Source organism: Pantoea sp. NPDC088449 (assembly GCF_044753225.1).
In the GTDB taxonomy this organism is placed as follows: domain Bacteria; phylum Pseudomonadota; class Gammaproteobacteria; order Enterobacterales; family Enterobacteriaceae; genus Pantoea; species Pantoea floridensis.
The window spans coordinates 115,821-131,374 of the sequence record NZ_JBIVMT010000001.1 but is presented as its reverse complement, the minus strand read 5'-3'; the positions used below and the strand labels follow the sequence as shown (position 1 = coordinate 131,374).

Annotated in this window: 13 protein-coding genes; 5 read left to right on the top strand and 8 right to left on the bottom strand. The window is 57.1% G+C overall.

Annotation, left to right across the window (positions count from 1 at the left end; all coding sequences use genetic code 11):
- Nucleotides 1–227: 227 nt before the first annotated feature.
- Both phoR and phoB read right to left on the bottom strand, forming a co-directional pair.
- Nucleotides 228–1,541, bottom strand: coding sequence for a phosphate regulon sensor histidine kinase PhoR (gene phoR, locus ACIP6T_RS00620; protein WP_097094748.1), 1,314 nt, complete (start codon nt 1,539–1,541; stop codon nt 228–230).
- 14 nt (nt 1,542–1,555) lie between these two features.
- Nucleotides 1,556–2,245: a phosphate response regulator transcription factor PhoB gene (phoB, locus tag ACIP6T_RS00615; protein WP_007887040.1), complete on the bottom strand. Its 690-nt coding sequence runs from the start codon at nt 2,243–2,245 to the stop codon at nt 1,556–1,558.
- A 197-nt stretch (nt 2,246–2,442) separates the two neighbouring features.
- Between phoB and sbcD the strand changes: the two genes are divergently transcribed.
- On the top strand, nt 2,443–3,660 hold the full coding sequence (gene sbcD / locus ACIP6T_RS00610; RefSeq protein WP_400454795.1) for an exonuclease subunit SbcD: 1,218 nt from the start codon (nt 2,443–2,445) through the stop codon (nt 3,658–3,660).
- Nucleotides 3,657–7,334, top strand: coding sequence for an AAA family ATPase (locus ACIP6T_RS00605; protein WP_400454792.1), 3,678 nt, complete (start codon nt 3,657–3,659; stop codon nt 7,332–7,334). Before sbcD ends, ACIP6T_RS00605 begins: the two co-directional genes overlap by 4 nt.
- Before the next feature lie 58 nt (nt 7,335–7,392).
- Here ACIP6T_RS00605 and ACIP6T_RS00600 read toward each other — a convergent pair whose 3' ends face one another.
- From ACIP6T_RS00600 to ACIP6T_RS00590, 3 genes are read right to left on the bottom strand one after another with little or no spacing between them, the layout of a single operon-like run.
- The gene (locus ACIP6T_RS00600) at nt 7,393–8,049 is read right to left on the bottom strand and encodes a DUF799 domain-containing protein (RefSeq protein WP_097094751.1); all 657 of its coding nucleotides are present in this window, start codon (nt 8,047–8,049) and stop codon (nt 7,393–7,395) included.
- Nucleotides 8,046–8,405, bottom strand: a complete 360-nt coding sequence (locus ACIP6T_RS00595) for a DUF4810 domain-containing protein (RefSeq protein WP_097094752.1) — start codon at nt 8,403–8,405, stop codon at nt 8,046–8,048. Before ACIP6T_RS00595 ends, ACIP6T_RS00600 begins: the two co-directional genes overlap by 4 nt.
- Before the next feature lie 11 nt (nt 8,406–8,416).
- A complete protein-coding gene (locus ACIP6T_RS00590; RefSeq protein ID WP_400454789.1) occupies nt 8,417–9,094 on the bottom strand; it encodes a CsgG/HfaB family protein in 678 nt (225 codons plus the stop codon).
- Nucleotides 9,095–9,247: 153 nt separating this feature from the next.
- On the opposite strand from ACIP6T_RS00590, the gene ACIP6T_RS00585 reads away from it, so the two are divergent.
- Entirely contained in the window at nt 9,248–9,667 is a 420-nt protein-coding gene (locus ACIP6T_RS00585) for a cell envelope integrity TolA C-terminal domain-containing protein (protein WP_345827175.1), read from the top strand.
- On the opposite strand, the gene ACIP6T_RS00580 is transcribed toward ACIP6T_RS00585, so the two are convergent.
- Both ACIP6T_RS00580 and ACIP6T_RS00575 read right to left on the bottom strand, forming a co-directional pair.
- Entirely contained in the window at nt 9,627–10,688 is a 1,062-nt protein-coding gene (locus ACIP6T_RS00580) for an AraC family transcriptional regulator (RefSeq protein ID WP_345827176.1), read from the bottom strand. The two genes, ACIP6T_RS00585 and ACIP6T_RS00580, sit on opposite strands and share 41 nt — an antisense overlap.
- Before the next feature lie 151 nt (nt 10,689–10,839).
- A complete protein-coding gene (locus tag ACIP6T_RS00575; RefSeq protein WP_400454786.1) occupies nt 10,840–11,844 on the bottom strand; it encodes a phosphotransferase enzyme family protein in 1,005 nt (334 codons plus the stop codon).
- Between the two features lie 260 nt (nt 11,845–12,104).
- On the opposite strand from ACIP6T_RS00575, the gene eat reads away from it, so the two are divergent.
- The gene (gene eat, locus ACIP6T_RS00570) at nt 12,105–13,469 is read left to right on the top strand and encodes an ethanolamine permease (protein ID WP_400456996.1); all 1,365 of its coding nucleotides are present in this window, start codon (nt 12,105–12,107) and stop codon (nt 13,467–13,469) included.
- A 32-nt stretch (nt 13,470–13,501) separates the two neighbouring features.
- Here eat and mak read toward each other — a convergent pair whose 3' ends face one another.
- Nucleotides 13,502–14,413 carry a fructokinase gene (mak, locus tag ACIP6T_RS00565; RefSeq protein ID WP_345827177.1) on the bottom strand — a complete coding sequence of 304 codons (912 nt, stop codon included), beginning with the start codon at nt 14,411–14,413 and terminating at the stop codon, nt 13,502–13,504.
- Between the two features lie 145 nt (nt 14,414–14,558).
- On the opposite strand from mak, the gene rdgC reads away from it, so the two are divergent.
- A complete protein-coding gene (gene rdgC / locus ACIP6T_RS00560; protein WP_097094758.1) occupies nt 14,559–15,470 on the top strand; it encodes a recombination-associated protein RdgC in 912 nt (303 codons plus the stop codon).
- The last annotated feature ends 84 nt before the right edge of the window (nt 15,471–15,554 follow it).

The following is a 15,554-nucleotide window of genomic DNA, read 5'->3' as shown; positions in this document are numbered from 1 at the left end:
CATGAATGGCGTAATGCTCGTCAGTTAAGCATGAATCGGTCACCATGAATGGTGACCCTACGTGGATATCGCCGGGTTTTCGTAGGGTGCGCATTCATGCGCACCTGCATAAACAGGCATTTTTTTGCTTAAGTGAGCGGCATCACGCCATGAATGGCGCCCCTACGTTTGCGGAGCTGGGTTTTCGTAGGGTGCGCACCTGAATGCATAGGCAATAAATTGACTCACTAGGTGTTAACACGCTCTTGAGCCACGTTAGCCACAATCAACCGTGGCGGCAGAAGAAAGCTGAAGCAGGTTTCCTGATGCGGCACGCTGGTGATCTCCAGCCGCGCATTATGATGGCCCAACGCGTGTTTCACGATCGCCAGCCCTAGCCCGCTACCGCCGGTGGCGCGCGAACGTGCTTTATCCACGCGATAGAAGCGTTCAGTCAGGCGCGGCAAGTGCTGCTCGCTGATGCCGGGGCCGTCATCGCACACCTTAAACTGCGCGCCTTGTTTGGTACGCAGCCAGCTGATGTCGATACGCGTCCCTTCCGGCGTGTGGTTCACCGCGTTGTACACCAGATTGGAAATGGCGCTGCGCAGTTGCTCATCATTGCCAAATACTTTGAGATGCGGATCGGTATGGAAATGGAGGGTATGACGTCCCTGGCTCAACGTTTCTGCTTCACGCTGCAGCAGCAGCAGCATGCCCGGCACATCTACCGTCTCTTTCAGATCGATGGCCGGCGCCGCTTCAATACGCGATAAGGTCAGCAACTGTTTTACCAGGCTGTCCATGCGGCGCGTTTGCTCTTGCATGGTGTGCAGCGCTTTGCTGCGCGTGCGCTCGTTCATCACTGCGTCATCCATCATTTCCAGATAACCCTGCAACACGGTGAGCGGCGTGCGCAGTTCATGACTAACGTTGGCAAAGAAGTTACGTCGCGCGCCTTCCAGCTGGTGCATCTGGGTGACATCGCGCGCCACCATCAGCCATTGCCCTTCACTGTAAGGCATCACGCGGAATTCCATATGATGCTGATTATTGAGGATCTGCGTCAGCGGCGCGTCAAAATTGCGCTGACGGATATAGCGGGAAAACTCGGGATAGCGCAGTAAGTTGAGGATGTTCTGCCCGTTATCCTCTGGCCAGCGCAAGCCCAGATGCTGCTGCGCCAGTCCATTACACCAGAAAATGGTGCCCTCTTCGGTGGTGAGCACCACGGCATCCGGCAGCGATTCTGCGCCGCTACGGAAACGTTTGATCAGGTTACCCAGCTCGCGCCGACGCCGGCGGTTACGCAGCTGCATCTGATACAAACCGTAAAACAGCGGTTCCCAGCTGCCGCGCCCGGCAGGCGGCGTCATGGAGCGATCGACCCACAGCCAGTGCGACAGGCGCATGAGATTCCTGAAGTGCCAAAACAACACGCCGGTGACGGCAATCAGTAGCAGCCACGGCAGATAACCGAACAACAGACCGAGCACCAGCGCAGGTAAACACACCAGCGCCAGCTCAATCAACAATCTCTTCCAGGAGAGTCGTTCCAGCACGGTAAAAACTCCGTTTAGTAGCGGGCAGAGAAACGATACCCTGTTCCGCGAACGGTTTGAACCATGCGATCGTGGCCGGTGAGCTCCAGCGCTTTGCGTAAACGGCGAATATGCACATCGACGGTACGATCTTCGACATACACATTGGTGCCCCAGACGTGGTTCAACAGCTGCTCGCGACTGTAGACGCGTTCCGGGTGGGTCATAAAGAAGTGCAGTAATTTATATTCGGTCGGTCCCATCTCCAGCGGCGTGGTTTCGGACATCACGCGATGCGAGGAGGGATCGAGGCTTAAACCCTGCATCTCAATCACCTCTTCCACCGCCATCGGTGAAATTCGGCGCATGACCGCTTTGATACGCGCCATCAACTCTTTCGGCGAGAACGGCTTGGTGATGTAATCATCCGCGCCCACTTCCAGGCCACGCACGCGATCTTCCTCTTCACCGCGCGCTGTCAGCATCATCACCGGAATGTCGCGCGTCATCGCTTCGCGTTTCAAATGTTTAATAAATTGAATGCCACTGCCACCGGGCAACATCCAGTCCAGCAGAATTAAATCAGGCCAGGGTTCGATCAGCTTACCAATCGCGCTGTCATAATCTTCCGCCTCAATAGGCTGGTAATCATTCTGTTCCAGCACGAAACATAACATTTCACGGATGGGAGCTTCGTCTTCCACAACCAAAATGCGCTTAGCCATTGTAACTCCTGCTAGTGTGACACCGTGTCACTGGGATTTGCGGCGCCATTATGCGTCAGTTTTATGACACTTTTATGAAAACCCCGCCCCGTGATAAATAGATAAAAAACAGAAATGTGACAAGCAAAATCCCCTTTTTTCGTTTGCTACTGAAGCCGTTATACTTGCGCATTGTTTTTATTTAGCAGGAAGCATACATGCGCATCATTCACACCGCTGACTGGCATCTTGGCCAGTTCTTTTACAGTAAAAGTCGCGCCAGGGAACATCAGGCGTTTCTCGACTGGCTGCTGGATCAGATTGTGCAGCATCAGGTGGATGCGCTGATTATCGCCGGCGATCTGTTTGATACCGGTTCGCCGCCGAGCTATGCGCGTGAAATGTTTAACCGCTTTGTGGTGGCGCTGCAGCCCTGCGGCTGTCAGCTGGTGGTGCTGGCGGGCAATCACGATTCGGTTGCCACCCTGAATGAATCGCGCGAGCTGCTGGCCTGCCTGAATACCCAGGTGATCACCAGCGCCACACCGCAGGGCGAGCAGCAGGTGCTAACGCTGAAGCAGCGCGATGGCGCGCCGGGCGCGCTGCTGTGCGCCATTCCTTACCTGCGCCCGCGCGATATTCTGCGCAGCCAGGCCGGACAATCCGGGCGCGAGAAACAGCTTTCGCTGCTGGAAGCGATCGAGCAGCACTATCAGCAGTGCTTTGCCGCCGCCCTGGCGCAGCGCGAGGCGCTGACGAACAAACTGCCCATTATCGCCACCGGCCATCTCACCACCGTTGGCGTCACCAAAAGTGACTCGGTGCGCGACATCTATATCGGCACGCTGGATGCCTTCCCGGCGCAGGCGTTTCCACCGGCTGATTACATCGCGCTCGGCCACATTCATCGCGCACAGCGCATCGCTAACAGCGACCATATTCGCTACAGCGGCTCGCCGATCCCGCTCAGCTTTGACGAACTTGGGCGTGAAAAGAGCGTGTTTCTACTGGAGTTCAGCGCCACGCTTGATGCCGTTACGCCGTTGACCATTCCACTATTCCAGCCGATGCAGATGCTTAAGGGCTCAATGGCGGAGATCGAACATCAGCTGGCGCAGTTCAGCGAGCGCGCCAGCGAACATCCCACCTGGCTGGATATTGAGATCACTACGCAGGAATATCTCAGCGATTTGCAGCGCCGCATCGAAGCATTAACGGAAAATCTACCGGTTGAAGTGCTGCTGGTGCGCCGCAGCCGCGAACAGCGGCAGCGCAGCCTGGAACGTCTGGAAAACGAAACCCTGAGCGAATTAAAAGTCGAAGAGGTTTTTGCCCGCCGCCTGGCGCAGGAAGAGCAGCTGGATGCTGAGCAGGCCGAGCAGCTGACGCTGATGTTCCGCCGCCAGCTTGCAGCGCTGGAGAATCCATCCGCATGAAAATTTTGACGCTCCGATTTAAAAATCTCAATGCGCTGCGCGGCGAATGGTTTATCGACTTCCGTCGCGAGCCTTTCGCCAGCAACGGCCTGTTTGCCATTACCGGTGCCACCGGCGCGGGCAAAACGACGCTGCTTGATGCCATTTGCCTGGCACTTTATCACCAGACGCCGCGCCTTGGCGTGCTGTCGCAAACGCAGAATGAGCTGATCACCCGTGACACCGCCGAATGTCTGGCAGAAGTGGAATTCGAAATCAAAGGCGAAGCCTGGCGCGCCTTCTGGAGCCAAAACCGCGCACGCGGTCTGGTTGACGGCAAATTGCAGGCGCCGCGCGTCGAGCTGGCCCGCGTCGCCGATAATCAAATCATCGCCGATAAAGTGGGCGACAAGTTAAAAGCGATCGAAACCTTATCAGGGCTGGATTTCGCCCGCTTTACCCGCTCAATGATGCTGTCACAGGGCCAGTTTGCCGCCTTCCTCAATGCGAAACCTGGCGAACGCGCCGAGCTGCTGGAAGAGCTCACCGGCACCGAGATCTACGGACAAATTTCAATTCAAATCTACGAACGCTGGCGCAGCGCACGTGGCGAGCTGGAGACGCTGCGCGCCCGCGCGGGCGGCATGTTGCTGCTGGATGAAGCGCGACGGGCAGAACTGACGCAGCAGCTGGCGGAGCTGAGCGCCCAGGAAAAAGCGTTAAGCGAACAGCTAATACAGGCCCAGCTGCAGCAGCAGTGGCTGACGCAGTCACAGCAGCTGGCGCAGGAACAGCAGCAGGCCGAACAGGCGCTGCTGAGCGCACAGCAGGCATGGCAGCAGGCCGATAGCGATCGTCAGCGCCTGGCGCGCGCGGAACCGGCGGAAAAGCTGCGCGATAAACTCCAGCAGCGCGAACGGCTGCAAGCCGATCGGCAGGCTCTGGAACAACACTCACAGCAGTTGCAGAGCCAGCAGCAGCAAGCCAAAGCGACGCTAGAGCAGAGCGAGAACCACTATCAGGCAGCACAACAGGCGCGTGAGCAGGCGCTACAACAGCAGCAGCGGCTGGAAACGCTGCTCACCGAGCAGGTCATTCCGCTCGATCACAACATCGCGCATACGGCGCAACAACTCGAGGAACAGCAGCGGCTGCATGCCCAGCAGCAACTGACACTGCAAAACAGCCAAAGCGCGCTCACCCTGCAACAGCAGGTGAGTGAACGTTTACAGCAGCAGCTGGCGCAGCAGCAGGAATATCGTAGCCGCGAAGCGGCGGTGGCCCATTGGGGCGCAGAAATAACCCGCTGGCAGGCCGACATTGCCCGGTTGACCGAACGCGAACAGGCGCTGACACAGCTGGCTCAAAAACAGCTGCAGCAGCGCAGCCAGCTTGAACAGCTGCAACAGGCGCAGGCACAGCGCGAGCAGGCCGCGCAGCCTCTGCAACAGGCTGAAGCACAGGCCGCACTGCAACAGCTGCAAGCAGAGCAAGTACTGACTTCGCTTGAGAATGAACTCAGCAGCTCGCAGCTGCGGACCGCCCTTGCCCAGCATCAAAAACAGCGTCCAGCGCGCCACCAGCTCACTCTGCTCGCCGCACAGTGGCAATCGCTACAACCGCAACGCTTACAGCGTCAGCAGAAGCTAGTCCAGCTGCAGCAACAGCATCAGCAAGCAGAGCAGGCGTTGCAGGAGCTGCGCGAGGATTATAAGCGGGAACATCAGGCGCTGCTTGATGTGCGTAGAATCTGCGAGCTGGAGCGCACCATTGCGCAGCTGGCCGAGGAACGTGCAAAGTTGCAGCCAGATCAGCCCTGCCCGCTGTGTGGCTCATGTCAGCATCCGGCGATTGCGCAATATCAGCAGCTTGAACCTGGCGCAAATCAGCAGCGTCTGAACGCGCTGGAAACACGCGTGGCGCAGCTAAAAGAATCCGGTACTGCTAAAGGCGAGCAGCAGAAACTGTCACTGCAACAGCAGCAGGCATTGCAGCAGGAAATCAGCGAATACGATCGGCAGATTGCGACGGCAGCCACTCAGTGGCAAGCGCTGTGTGGTGAGCTGGCACTTACCTGCACGCTGGAGCAGCAGGCCGAATTTGCTCAATGGCAGCAGCAGCAGGATGCACAGGAACTGACTCAACAGCAGCAGCTTCAGGCGCGGGAAGACGCGGCGCGCGCCGCACAGCAGGCGAAGGATGCGCATCTGCAACAGCAGCAGCAGTGGCAACAGCACCAAAACCAGCAGCTATTGGCGCAGCAGCAGATCGCCACTATCCAGCACGTGCTGGAAGAACATAGCCAGCATGAAAGCAGCGAACGCCATGCGCATCAGCAGCGGGTGCAGCAGCTGTCACACCAGGTAGAGCAGCATCAGCTCAGCCTGCCAGAGCCGACCGCGCGCGATAGCTGGCTCGACGCACTACAGCAGCGCTGGAGGAAATGGCAGGATAGTGAGCGGTTGCTAGCTGAATTGCAGCCACAGCTGGCAAAAGCCGAGAGCGAACGCAGCAACCTGCAACAGAATCTGGAACGTGAACAGCGGCGCAGCGCTGAGCTACAGCAAACGCTCAGCGCCTTGCAGCAGCAGCAGCAGCAATTGCAGCAGCAACGTCAGCAGCTGTTTGGCGAGCAATCAGTGGCGACAGCGCGTCAGCAGCAGCATGCCGCCCTGCAACAGTGTGAACAGGTGCTGGCGCAGCAGTTGCAGCAATGGCAACAGGCGCAAAGCGCGCTGCACGGCCTGAAGGGGCAGTGTGAGGAAATTGCCGCGCAGCAGCAGACGTTGCATGATCGCGTAGCCGCGGCTGAAGCCGCCCTGCAGGCGGCGCTACAGCAGAGTGATTTTGCTGATGAAGCCGCACTGCGTGCCGCACTGCTGGAGGAAAGCGAGGTGCAGCAGCTGCGTCAGCGGCTGCAAACGCTTGAGCAGCAGCGTCAGCAGCAGTTCACGCTACACGAGCAGCTCACCCTGCGACAAGCCGCACATCAGCAGCAGCGTCCGGCGGATCTCCGCGATGACACCGCCGCCAACATCCAGCAGCAGCTGGAACAGCTGCGTACTGCGCTGCGCGACAATGCCCGTCAGCAGGGTGAAGCGCAGCAGCAATTGCAGAGCGATGCCGAACAGCGTCAACAGCAGCAGGCGCTGCTGGCACACATCGCCGCCGGGGAAGTGGAGCTTGCACAGCTTGGTCGACTGAACGATCTGGTCGGCTCGGCCAAAGGCGATAAATTCCGCCGTTTCGCGCAGGGGTTGACGCTTGATCACCTGGTATGGCTGGCGAACCGGCAGCTGGATCGTTTGCATGGTCGCTACCTGCTGCAGCGCCGCATCAGCGAGGAGTTGGAGTTGCAAGTGGTGGATACCTGGCAGGCGGATGCCACGCGCGATACGCGCACGCTGTCGGGTGGTGAGAGTTTCCTGGTAAGTCTGGCGCTGGCGCTGGCGTTATCCGATTTGGTCAGCCATAAAACGCGTATCGAATCGCTGTTCCTCGATGAGGGCTTCGGCACGCTGGATGCCGAGACGCTGGATACCGCGCTGGATGCGCTCGACGCGTTAAACGCCAGCGGCAAAACCATCGGCGTGATTAGCCATGTTGAAGCGATGAAAGAGCGCATTCCCGTGCAGATTAGAGTGCGCAAGATGAACGGATTGGGTTACAGCAAGCTGGAGCTGCCGGGCGAGTAAACCAGGTCGTCATAAATGGCGACCTTACGAAGGGTGCGCATTGCTGCGCACCTGGTTTTTACCTTACGGTCGCCAACTTATAGCGCGGGCCGACCAGTAAACCGCCCTGCTCGTTTTGCGCTAACAGGCGAGCGCTGGTAACGCCGGCAATGGTATGGGCTTTATCCGAGACATTGCTGGATATCTGCTTGATGGCTGCCGACACCAGCATGCCGATAAGGCCGCCGTTGTTATTGTTGTTGTCTTCCGCATCGCTGGCGGTGGCAACGCCCTGCCAAATCTCTTTACCCGTGCGTAAATCCACCAGACGCGCCGTCGCCGATACGGTAGTGACGCTCTGGATCACCTGATAGCTGCTGCCGTAATCGTTAACGGAAATATAAAGTGCACTGTCCGCATGGAAAATATCGTGCAGGCGCTGTGGGCTAACCGCTTGAATTTCATGACCGTTAGTCAATCCATTCTGCTGGAAAGTTTCATCCACCACCGCGACCGGGAACACGTAATAGCCCGCTTCTGCCAGCGGTTCGGTTACCAGCGACGTGAAACTGCTCGCCGCGTTCACATCAGGAGCTTTGTTATCTGCCGGCAATACCAAAATAGAGGCGGGTTTGCTGGCGCGGAATGCGCTGTAGTCGTAGGGTTTTTTATGCGGTGCACAGCCGGTCAGCAGCAGTGCCGCCAGCACGCCACAAGCAGCAATGAGTTTCTTCATTGTGCAACTCCTTGTTTTTTCTTCATCAGAAAGTCCATATAGGGGGCAGATTCCGGGAACAGCTGTTTTTCGGTAGCAAACTGTCCGAAGGCTTTATCGGTAGCACCGGTTTTGGCATACAGCAGCCCCAGCTGCGCGTGCAGACCCGGTGCGACCGGCTTATTAACGGCCCTGGCTTTTTCGATATCCAGATTCAGCGCGTCGATCTGCTTCTGCGGATCGCTATCTTTTTTGTAGTAGCTGTAGATCTGCTGCTGGTAATCCCCCCAGTAATAGATCGGCTCCGGTGCTTTAGGCGCACAACCCGCCAGCACGCCTGCGGCGATCAGTGCCGCACTCAGTTGCAACATTTTCATGCTCAATATCCTTATTTCGCTGGACGCCATGCGCCGCTGTTAATGCCATCCACTAAGTGATCCACCGCTTCACGGATCGCCAAATCCATCACTTTGCCATTCAGCGTAGAGTCGTAGCTGGCGGTGCCACCAAAGCCAATGATCTCACGTGCCGACAGCTGGTATTCACCGGCACCTTGCGCGCTATACACCACTTCGGACGTGGTCACATCCACCACGTTCAGGTTCACTTTGGCGTACGCGACCTGGCTCTTACCACGACCGAGGATGCCCCACAGCTGCTGATCGCCCACTTCTTTGCGACCAAACTCAGTAATATCACCGGTGATGATGTAGCTGGCACCCCTGATATTCTGCTCGCTCTTTTTAAAGCCCGCTTCCTGCTGCAACTCTTTCAGGTTGCTACGATCCAGCACGTTGAAGCGATTGGTCTGCTGCAAATGCGTAACCAGAATGGTTTTTGACTGATTGCCGAGACGATCAACACCATCTGAGAAGATGCCATTCATATACGAGGAACGGTTATCGAACTGTCCAACGGCAATCGGGCTGCGTACGCCTTGATACGCAGGCTGGCTGGCCGCACGTACCTGTGGCGCTTCAATGGCGCGTGACGATTCGGTGGCACAGCCGCTAATCAGCGTCGCGCTTAACAAGGAGAGTGCCGCAAGGGCATATTTTTTCTGCATTTCTAGTCCATGAATCAAGAAGGGATAACACCGCAAGACTGCGGCAAATTCTGGTTCTGCCGACTGTCAGAGTAATGCCATAGCATTGATTGAGTCGGTCTGTAGACTGTCGGCAGAGCGAGAGAAAACCTTTAGTGAAAAATAGGCATATTAATGAATTTAATTAATAGAATGATGGGATTATTGGGCGGGTTAATGATTATTGCTTTACTGAGTGCCTGCCAGCATTCTCAGCCAAAGCAACAGGATAGCATCGTCAATCTGTGCCAGCCGCAGAGCGAGCCGGGCAGCGCATCCTGTAAATGGGCTGATGAGATGCAGCATCAGCTTAACCAGCATTTCCGCGATGCCCCGCGTTATGCTGGTCAGCAATGTCTGGTGCGTCTGGAGTGGCAAACCAGCGGGCGCTATGCGGTGACCCAGACGCAAGGCGATGAAACGCTGTGCCTGCGCGCCTGGCAACTTATTGGCCAAACCAAAGATCTACCGCCCCCGCCCGATCGCAAACAACCGGCGTGGTTCGGTTTTGCCCCTAGCTCGCCAGCCCATCCTGGCGCCACTGGCGCGGGCTGATGCCAAACCAGCGGCGGAAGGCGCGTGAAAAGGCGCTGACTTCGGAGTAACCGAGCAGCAGCGCCATTTCCGAGATCGGCAGCTGCTTTTGTTGCAGATAATGCGTGGCCATCTCACAGCGCACCTTATCCACCAGCGCCGTGAAGCTGATCCCCTCTTCGCGCAGTCGCCGTTGCAGCGACCAGCTCGACAGCCCCATTTTTTCAGCAATCTCTTCCAGCACCGGTTCGCCCTGCATCAATGATAGATTGACCTGCGAGCGCGCCTGTTCCACCACGCTTTGCAGGCTGGCAGAACTGTTAAGGCGACGAATGGCATCCTGCATCACCATCAGCAGCATCGGATCCTGCTCTGGCATGGTGCGCAACAGATCGCGCTTCGGGATCAATAAGGAGTTAAACGGCTGATCAAACCACACGGGCGCATCAAAGACTTTGCAGTGCTCGTGCCACTGTTCAGGACGCGGATGTTCGAAATGTACCTCGCGCGGCGCCCAGTTTCTCCCCGCCACGTGGCGGATCAAATTGAGGAACATGCCGAGCGTAAGTTCTGCATCCTGACGCCGCGACAGAATGGCGCCGTGGCGCACCTGGTAATCGAGCCGCCAGCAGTCGCCCTTATCCACCAGCCGCGTCAGCGTATCGTGCTGGTGCCACGGAAAGGCATTCACTACGTTATGCAGCGCCTGCTCCAGCGTCGGCGAGCACAGGCCGATATAACCAATCAGGCCTAATGACTGCGGTTTGAACTGCTTGCCGTAATGCAAACCGAAGTTATCAAAACCGGAGTGACGCGCCGCCTCCTCCATCACGCGACAATAGTTCACCAACCCCAGACTTAACGTTGGGCTTGCCAACAGCTCTGAGTTAATCCCGCTGATACCGAAGATGCGATCGACATCGCCGCCCTTGTCCGTAATAAACGCGCTAAGTCCAGTGGCCGCCGCCGCCAGCACGCCACGGTTGCTGGCGCTGACGGATAACGCGCTAAACGCTGCCGTCGGTGTCATCATTGATTGCATTAGAACCTCACAGGGTGGCGTGAATGAAACAGGTGGAGGATTCCAGCAATTTTCATACCAGGCGGATGATCTGCGGGTTTTGTCGTAGGGTCGCCATTGATGGCGACCTCAATTGCGCAGTGACAGCGCAAAGCTGCTCACTGCTGGTGCATCAAACGCCGAGCGGCAGCTGATTGGTTTCCAGATAACGGCGGCAAAGCCGTACCGAATGATCGGCCCACTGCGGCCCCAGACTTCGCGCCATGTCGGTTTCCGCGTGCGATCCCATCCACGCTGTCATCTGAATACGCCGCTGGATCAGCAGCGTCGGCACCAGCGCCATCTCTTCATCGCTGATGTGGGCCACTTTTTCATAGCCGAGGATCCAGTTATCTACCCATTCGGCAGCGCGTGGATGGTGCTCGACAAAACTGACCGCCGCCGCCAGATCGTGCAGATACCAGCCGAGCCCGCAGTCATCAAAATCGATCACCCGCGTTTCGCCCTTGTGCAGCAGCAGATTGGTTAAACGCAGATCGGCGTGGATCAAACCATAACGATCCGCGCCTTTGCCAAAGCCCTGCAGCTCTTGCCCCACTCGCGCCACCGCCTCCGCAACGATGCCGTGATCGGCCGGATTAAGATTCGGCGCATCCTGCCAGCGTCCCCAATGGCTGCGATCGCTGACCATGGTGTGATGATCCCAAATGATGCGCTGGAAAGCGGCCGGTTTCTGCCAGCTACGGCTGTGCTGATGCAGGCGGGCGGTAATCTCTCCCAGCTGCTGAAAGGCTTTGGGATCGACATCGGTAGTTGGCATCTCCCCCTCGATCCAATGGAACAGCACCGCGTAGCGCTCGCCGCCATCCGCCATCGGCAGCGTTAGCACGGTTTCACCCTCGCTGGTGGGGATCGCCTGCGGCACCATAATCCCGGTATCGCGAAGCGCATCCAGCCACAGCAGTTCGCTCAGAATATCTGCTTTGCTGTGATAATTAGGACGATGCAGCCGCAGCGCATAACGCTTGCCCGCCGCCATCAATAAGAAAGTGGCATTTTCAGAACGACACAGGAGCTTCAGCTCCCCGCACAGCGCGGCAGGAAAACGGGCCAGCGCCTGGTGCGCCAATAAGGTGATTTCCGCATCGGTTAAGGTATCGGATTGTTCGGCACTCATTCATCAGTCTCCAGCATCAAGCACGTGTTATCAGCATGGAATGACGTCGTCCTGACCGCTTGACCGCAGACAACCCAAAGTTGACCGCAGCGTGCATCTGGCACTTTTCTTGCCGCAGAGTTGACCGTGGAGGACAAAACTCACTGCGCCCGCGTCAAGTTTTCCCGCATAAGGCGGCGGCATTATCACTTCACTGTAGCGCAAACAATAAAAAAGCGCGGTGAAGCTGCCGCACCAACAATGACGACGGGGAGAAGATGATGACGACTAAGCTCAAACCCACGCTGGGCACCCTGCATTTGTGGGGCATCGCGGTTGGACTGGTGATTTCCGGTGAATATTTTGGCTGGAGTTACGGTTGGGGCGTGGCGGGCACGCTGGGATTTTTGATCACCACCGCGATGATCGCCACTATGTATACCTGCTTCATTTTCAGCTTTACCGAACTGACCACCGCGATTCCGCATGCCGGCGGCCCGTTTGCCTATAGCCGCCGCGCCTTCGGTGAAACCGGCGGCCTGATTGCCGGCCTGGCCACACTGATTGAGTTCGTGTTCGCACCGCCCGCTATCGCGATGGCGATTGGCGCCTACCTCAACGTGCAATATCCCGATCTCAATCCGAAAACCGCTGCGGTGGGTGCTTACGTGGTGTTTATGACGTTGAATATTCTGGGCGTGAAACTGGCAGCGATGTTCGAACTGGTGGTCACCGTGCTGGCGGTACTTGAACTGCTGGTGTTTATGGGCGTGGTATCGCCGGGCTTCAGCATCGCCAATTTCGCCGCCAACGGCTGGGCCGGTAGCGATCACTTTGGCATGCCTGCGCTCTCAGGTATCTTCGCTGCCATTCCGTTCGCCATCTGGTTCTTCCTGGCCATTGAAGGTGCCGCAATGGCAGCCGAAGAGGCCAAAGATCCCAAACGAACCATTCCTAAAGCCTACATCACCGGCATCATGACGCTGGTGGTGCTGGCGATTGGCGTGATGCTGCTGGCCGGCGGCGCGGGCGACTGGCGCAAGCTGTCCGACATCAACGATCCGCTACCGCAGGCGATGAAGATGATTGTTGGTGAGCACTCTAACTGGATGCATATGCTGGTATGGATCGGTCTGTTTGGCCTGATCGCCAGCTTCCACGGCATTATTCTGGGCTATTCCCGCCAGTTTTTCGCCCTCGCCCGCGCCGGTTATCTGCCGCAAAGCCTGGCGAAACTGTCACGCTTCCAGACGCCGCACCGCGCGATTATCGCCGGTGGCTTAATAGGGATCGCCGCGATTTACAGCGATGGTTTCGTCAATTTGCAGGGCATGACGTTAACCGCCGCGATGATCACCATGGCGGTGTTCGGCGCGATTGTGATGTACCTGATGAGCATGCTGAGCCTGTTTAAGCTGCGCCGCACGGCATCCGAAATGGAACGCAGCTTCCGCGCGCCGGGCTATCCGATTGTGCCGGGCATTGCGCTGGTGCTGTCGCTGGTGTGTCTGGTGGCAATGCTGTGGTTTAACCCGGTGATCGGTGGCTTGTTCGTGGCGATTATGGCGGTGGGTTACGTCTACTTCCTGGCCACCAAATCACAACGCGATAACGCGCCGCAGGATTCGATGTTAATAGGTGAGTGATGTTTGCAGGTCGCCATTCATGGCGACCTCTGTTAACCCTTCACCGGCCACAGCCACGCCGCACCGCGTACGCCGCTTGAATCACCGTGCACCGCTTTCAGCACCGGGGTTTCACACTCACGGCCAAATACCCACTGCTTCATCAGCGCCGGCACGGTTTGATACAGACGATCGTTATTGCTCATTCCGCCGCCCAGCACAATCACATCCGGATCAAGTAAATTCACCACCTGCGCCAGCGATTTCGCCAGGCGCATTTCGTAGCGATTCATCGCCAGCTCTGCCACGGGATCCTGCTGCTCAATCAGCTTAATGATCTCAGCCCCTTTCAAAGCCTTACCGCTCAAACGCTGGTAATCGATGGCAAAACCGGTGCCAGACACGAAAGTCTCAATACATCCCTGCAACCCGCAATAACACGGCACTTCCGCGCGGTAACGCAGCTCATCTTCATCCATCCACGGCAGCGGATTGTGGCCCCATTCGCCGGCGTTACCGTTACCGCCGATGCGCGACTCGCCGCCAATCGCCACGCCCGCGCCTGAACCGGTACCGATAATCACCGCAAACACCAGCGACTTTCCGGCGCCTGCTCCATCCACCGCTTCGGAAACCGCCAGACAATTCGCGTCATTGGCGATGCGCACGTCACGATTCAGCGCCTGCGCCAAATCCTTATCCAGCGGTTGCCCGTTTAGCCAGGTGGAGTTGGCATTTTTCACCCGCTGGGTGTAAGGCGAAATCGTGCCCGGAATGCCGATGCCGACGGTACCCTGCTGCCCGGTTTTCTCTTCCGCTAACAGCACTAAATCGACAATCGCCTGAACCGTGGCAGCGTAGTCATCACGCGGCGTATTGACGCGATGGCGGAACAACTCTTGTCCCCGATCGGAGAGTGCAATCACTTCAATTTTAGTGCCGCCTAAATCAATCCCAATCCGCACGATTTATTCCTCATTATTCGTTCTGGTGACCAATACAGTAGAAGGCTGAATCGGGAAAGGCAATGAAACGAATCCGATGTTTCGCTATCATGCGCGCTGACTTTGAGACTTGTGCGCCCGATCGCACCCACGGTAAGGAATCCCGATGTTGTGGTTTAAAAATATGATGGTTTATCGTCTGAATCGTGACATTCCGCTGTCCGCAGACGATCTGGAAAAGCAGCTCGACGCCTTCACCTTTTCCCCGTGCGGCAGCCAGGATATGGCGAAAACCGGTTGGGTTTCACCGATGGGCAACCGCAGCGAAGCGCTGACGCATGAAATCAACGGTCAGATGGTAATTTGCGCGCGCACCGAGCAAAAGATCCTGCCATCGCCGGTGGTGAAACAGGCGCTGGAAGCCAAAATCGACAAGCTGGAGGCGGAACAGAGCCGCAAGCTGAAGAAGACCGAGAAAGACTCGCTAAAAGATGAAGTGCTGCATAGCCTGCTGCCGCGCGCGTTTAGCCGCTTTAGCCAGACGTTTATGTGGATCGATACCGTCAATAACCTGATCATCGTTGACTGCGCCAGCGCCAAAAAAGCCGAAGATACGCTGGCACTGCTGCGTAAAAGCCTCGGTTCATTGCCGGTGGTGCCGCTGACGCTGGAGAATCCGATCGAGCTGACGCTGACTGAATGGGTGCGTTCCGGTGAATTGCCGGCCGGTTTTGCCCTGATGGATGAAGCCGAGCTGAAGGCGATGCTGGAAGATGGCGGCGTGATCCGCTGCAAGAAGCAGGATCTGATCTCCGATGAAATCGCCACGCATATTGAAGCCGGTAAAGTGGTCACTAAGCTGGCGCTCGACTGGCAGGAACGCATTCAGTTTGTCATCGCCGATGATGCTTCGGTGAAACGCCTGAAGTTTAGCGACACGCTGCGTGAGCAGAATGATGACATTGACCGCGATGATTTCGCTCAGCGTTTCGATGCCGATTTCATTTTGATGACCAGCGAACTGGCCGCGCTGATCGCTAATCTGGTGGAAGCGTTAGGCGGCGAAGCGAAGCGTTAACGACGATGACAATGCAGGGCAAAACGTCTTCCTTAAGTTTTGCCCTGCGCTGCCGATAGCCTCTTCTTTCGGCAAAGGGAGTCT

Coding starts and splice junctions, on each gene's coding strand:
- phoB (WP_007887040.1), bottom strand. CDS start 2,245: ATGGCTAAGCGCATTTTGGTTGTGGAAGACGAAGCTCCCATCCGTGAA.
- sbcD (WP_400454795.1), top strand. CDS start 2,443: ATGCGCATCATTCACACCGCTGACTGGCATCTTGGCCAGTTCTTTTAC.
- ACIP6T_RS00605 (WP_400454792.1), top strand. CDS start 3,657: ATGAAAATTTTGACGCTCCGATTTAAAAATCTCAATGCGCTGCGCGGC.
- ACIP6T_RS00600 (WP_097094751.1), bottom strand. CDS start 8,049: ATGAAGAAACTCATTGCTGCTTGTGGCGTGCTGGCGGCACTGCTGCTG.
- ACIP6T_RS00595 (WP_097094752.1), bottom strand. CDS start 8,405: ATGAAAATGTTGCAACTGAGTGCGGCACTGATCGCCGCAGGCGTGCTG.
- ACIP6T_RS00590 (WP_400454789.1), bottom strand. CDS start 9,094: ATGCAGAAAAAATATGCCCTTGCGGCACTCTCCTTGTTAAGCGCGACG.
- ACIP6T_RS00585 (WP_345827175.1), top strand. CDS start 9,248: ATGAATTTAATTAATAGAATGATGGGATTATTGGGCGGGTTAATGATT.
- ACIP6T_RS00580 (WP_345827176.1), bottom strand. CDS start 10,688: ATGCAATCAATGATGACACCGACGGCAGCGTTTAGCGCGTTATCCGTC.
- ACIP6T_RS00575 (WP_400454786.1), bottom strand. CDS start 11,844: ATGAGTGCCGAACAATCCGATACCTTAACCGATGCGGAAATCACCTTA.
- eat (WP_400456996.1), top strand. CDS start 12,105: ATGACGACTAAGCTCAAACCCACGCTGGGCACCCTGCATTTGTGGGGC.
- rdgC (WP_097094758.1), top strand. CDS start 14,559: ATGTTGTGGTTTAAAAATATGATGGTTTATCGTCTGAATCGTGACATT.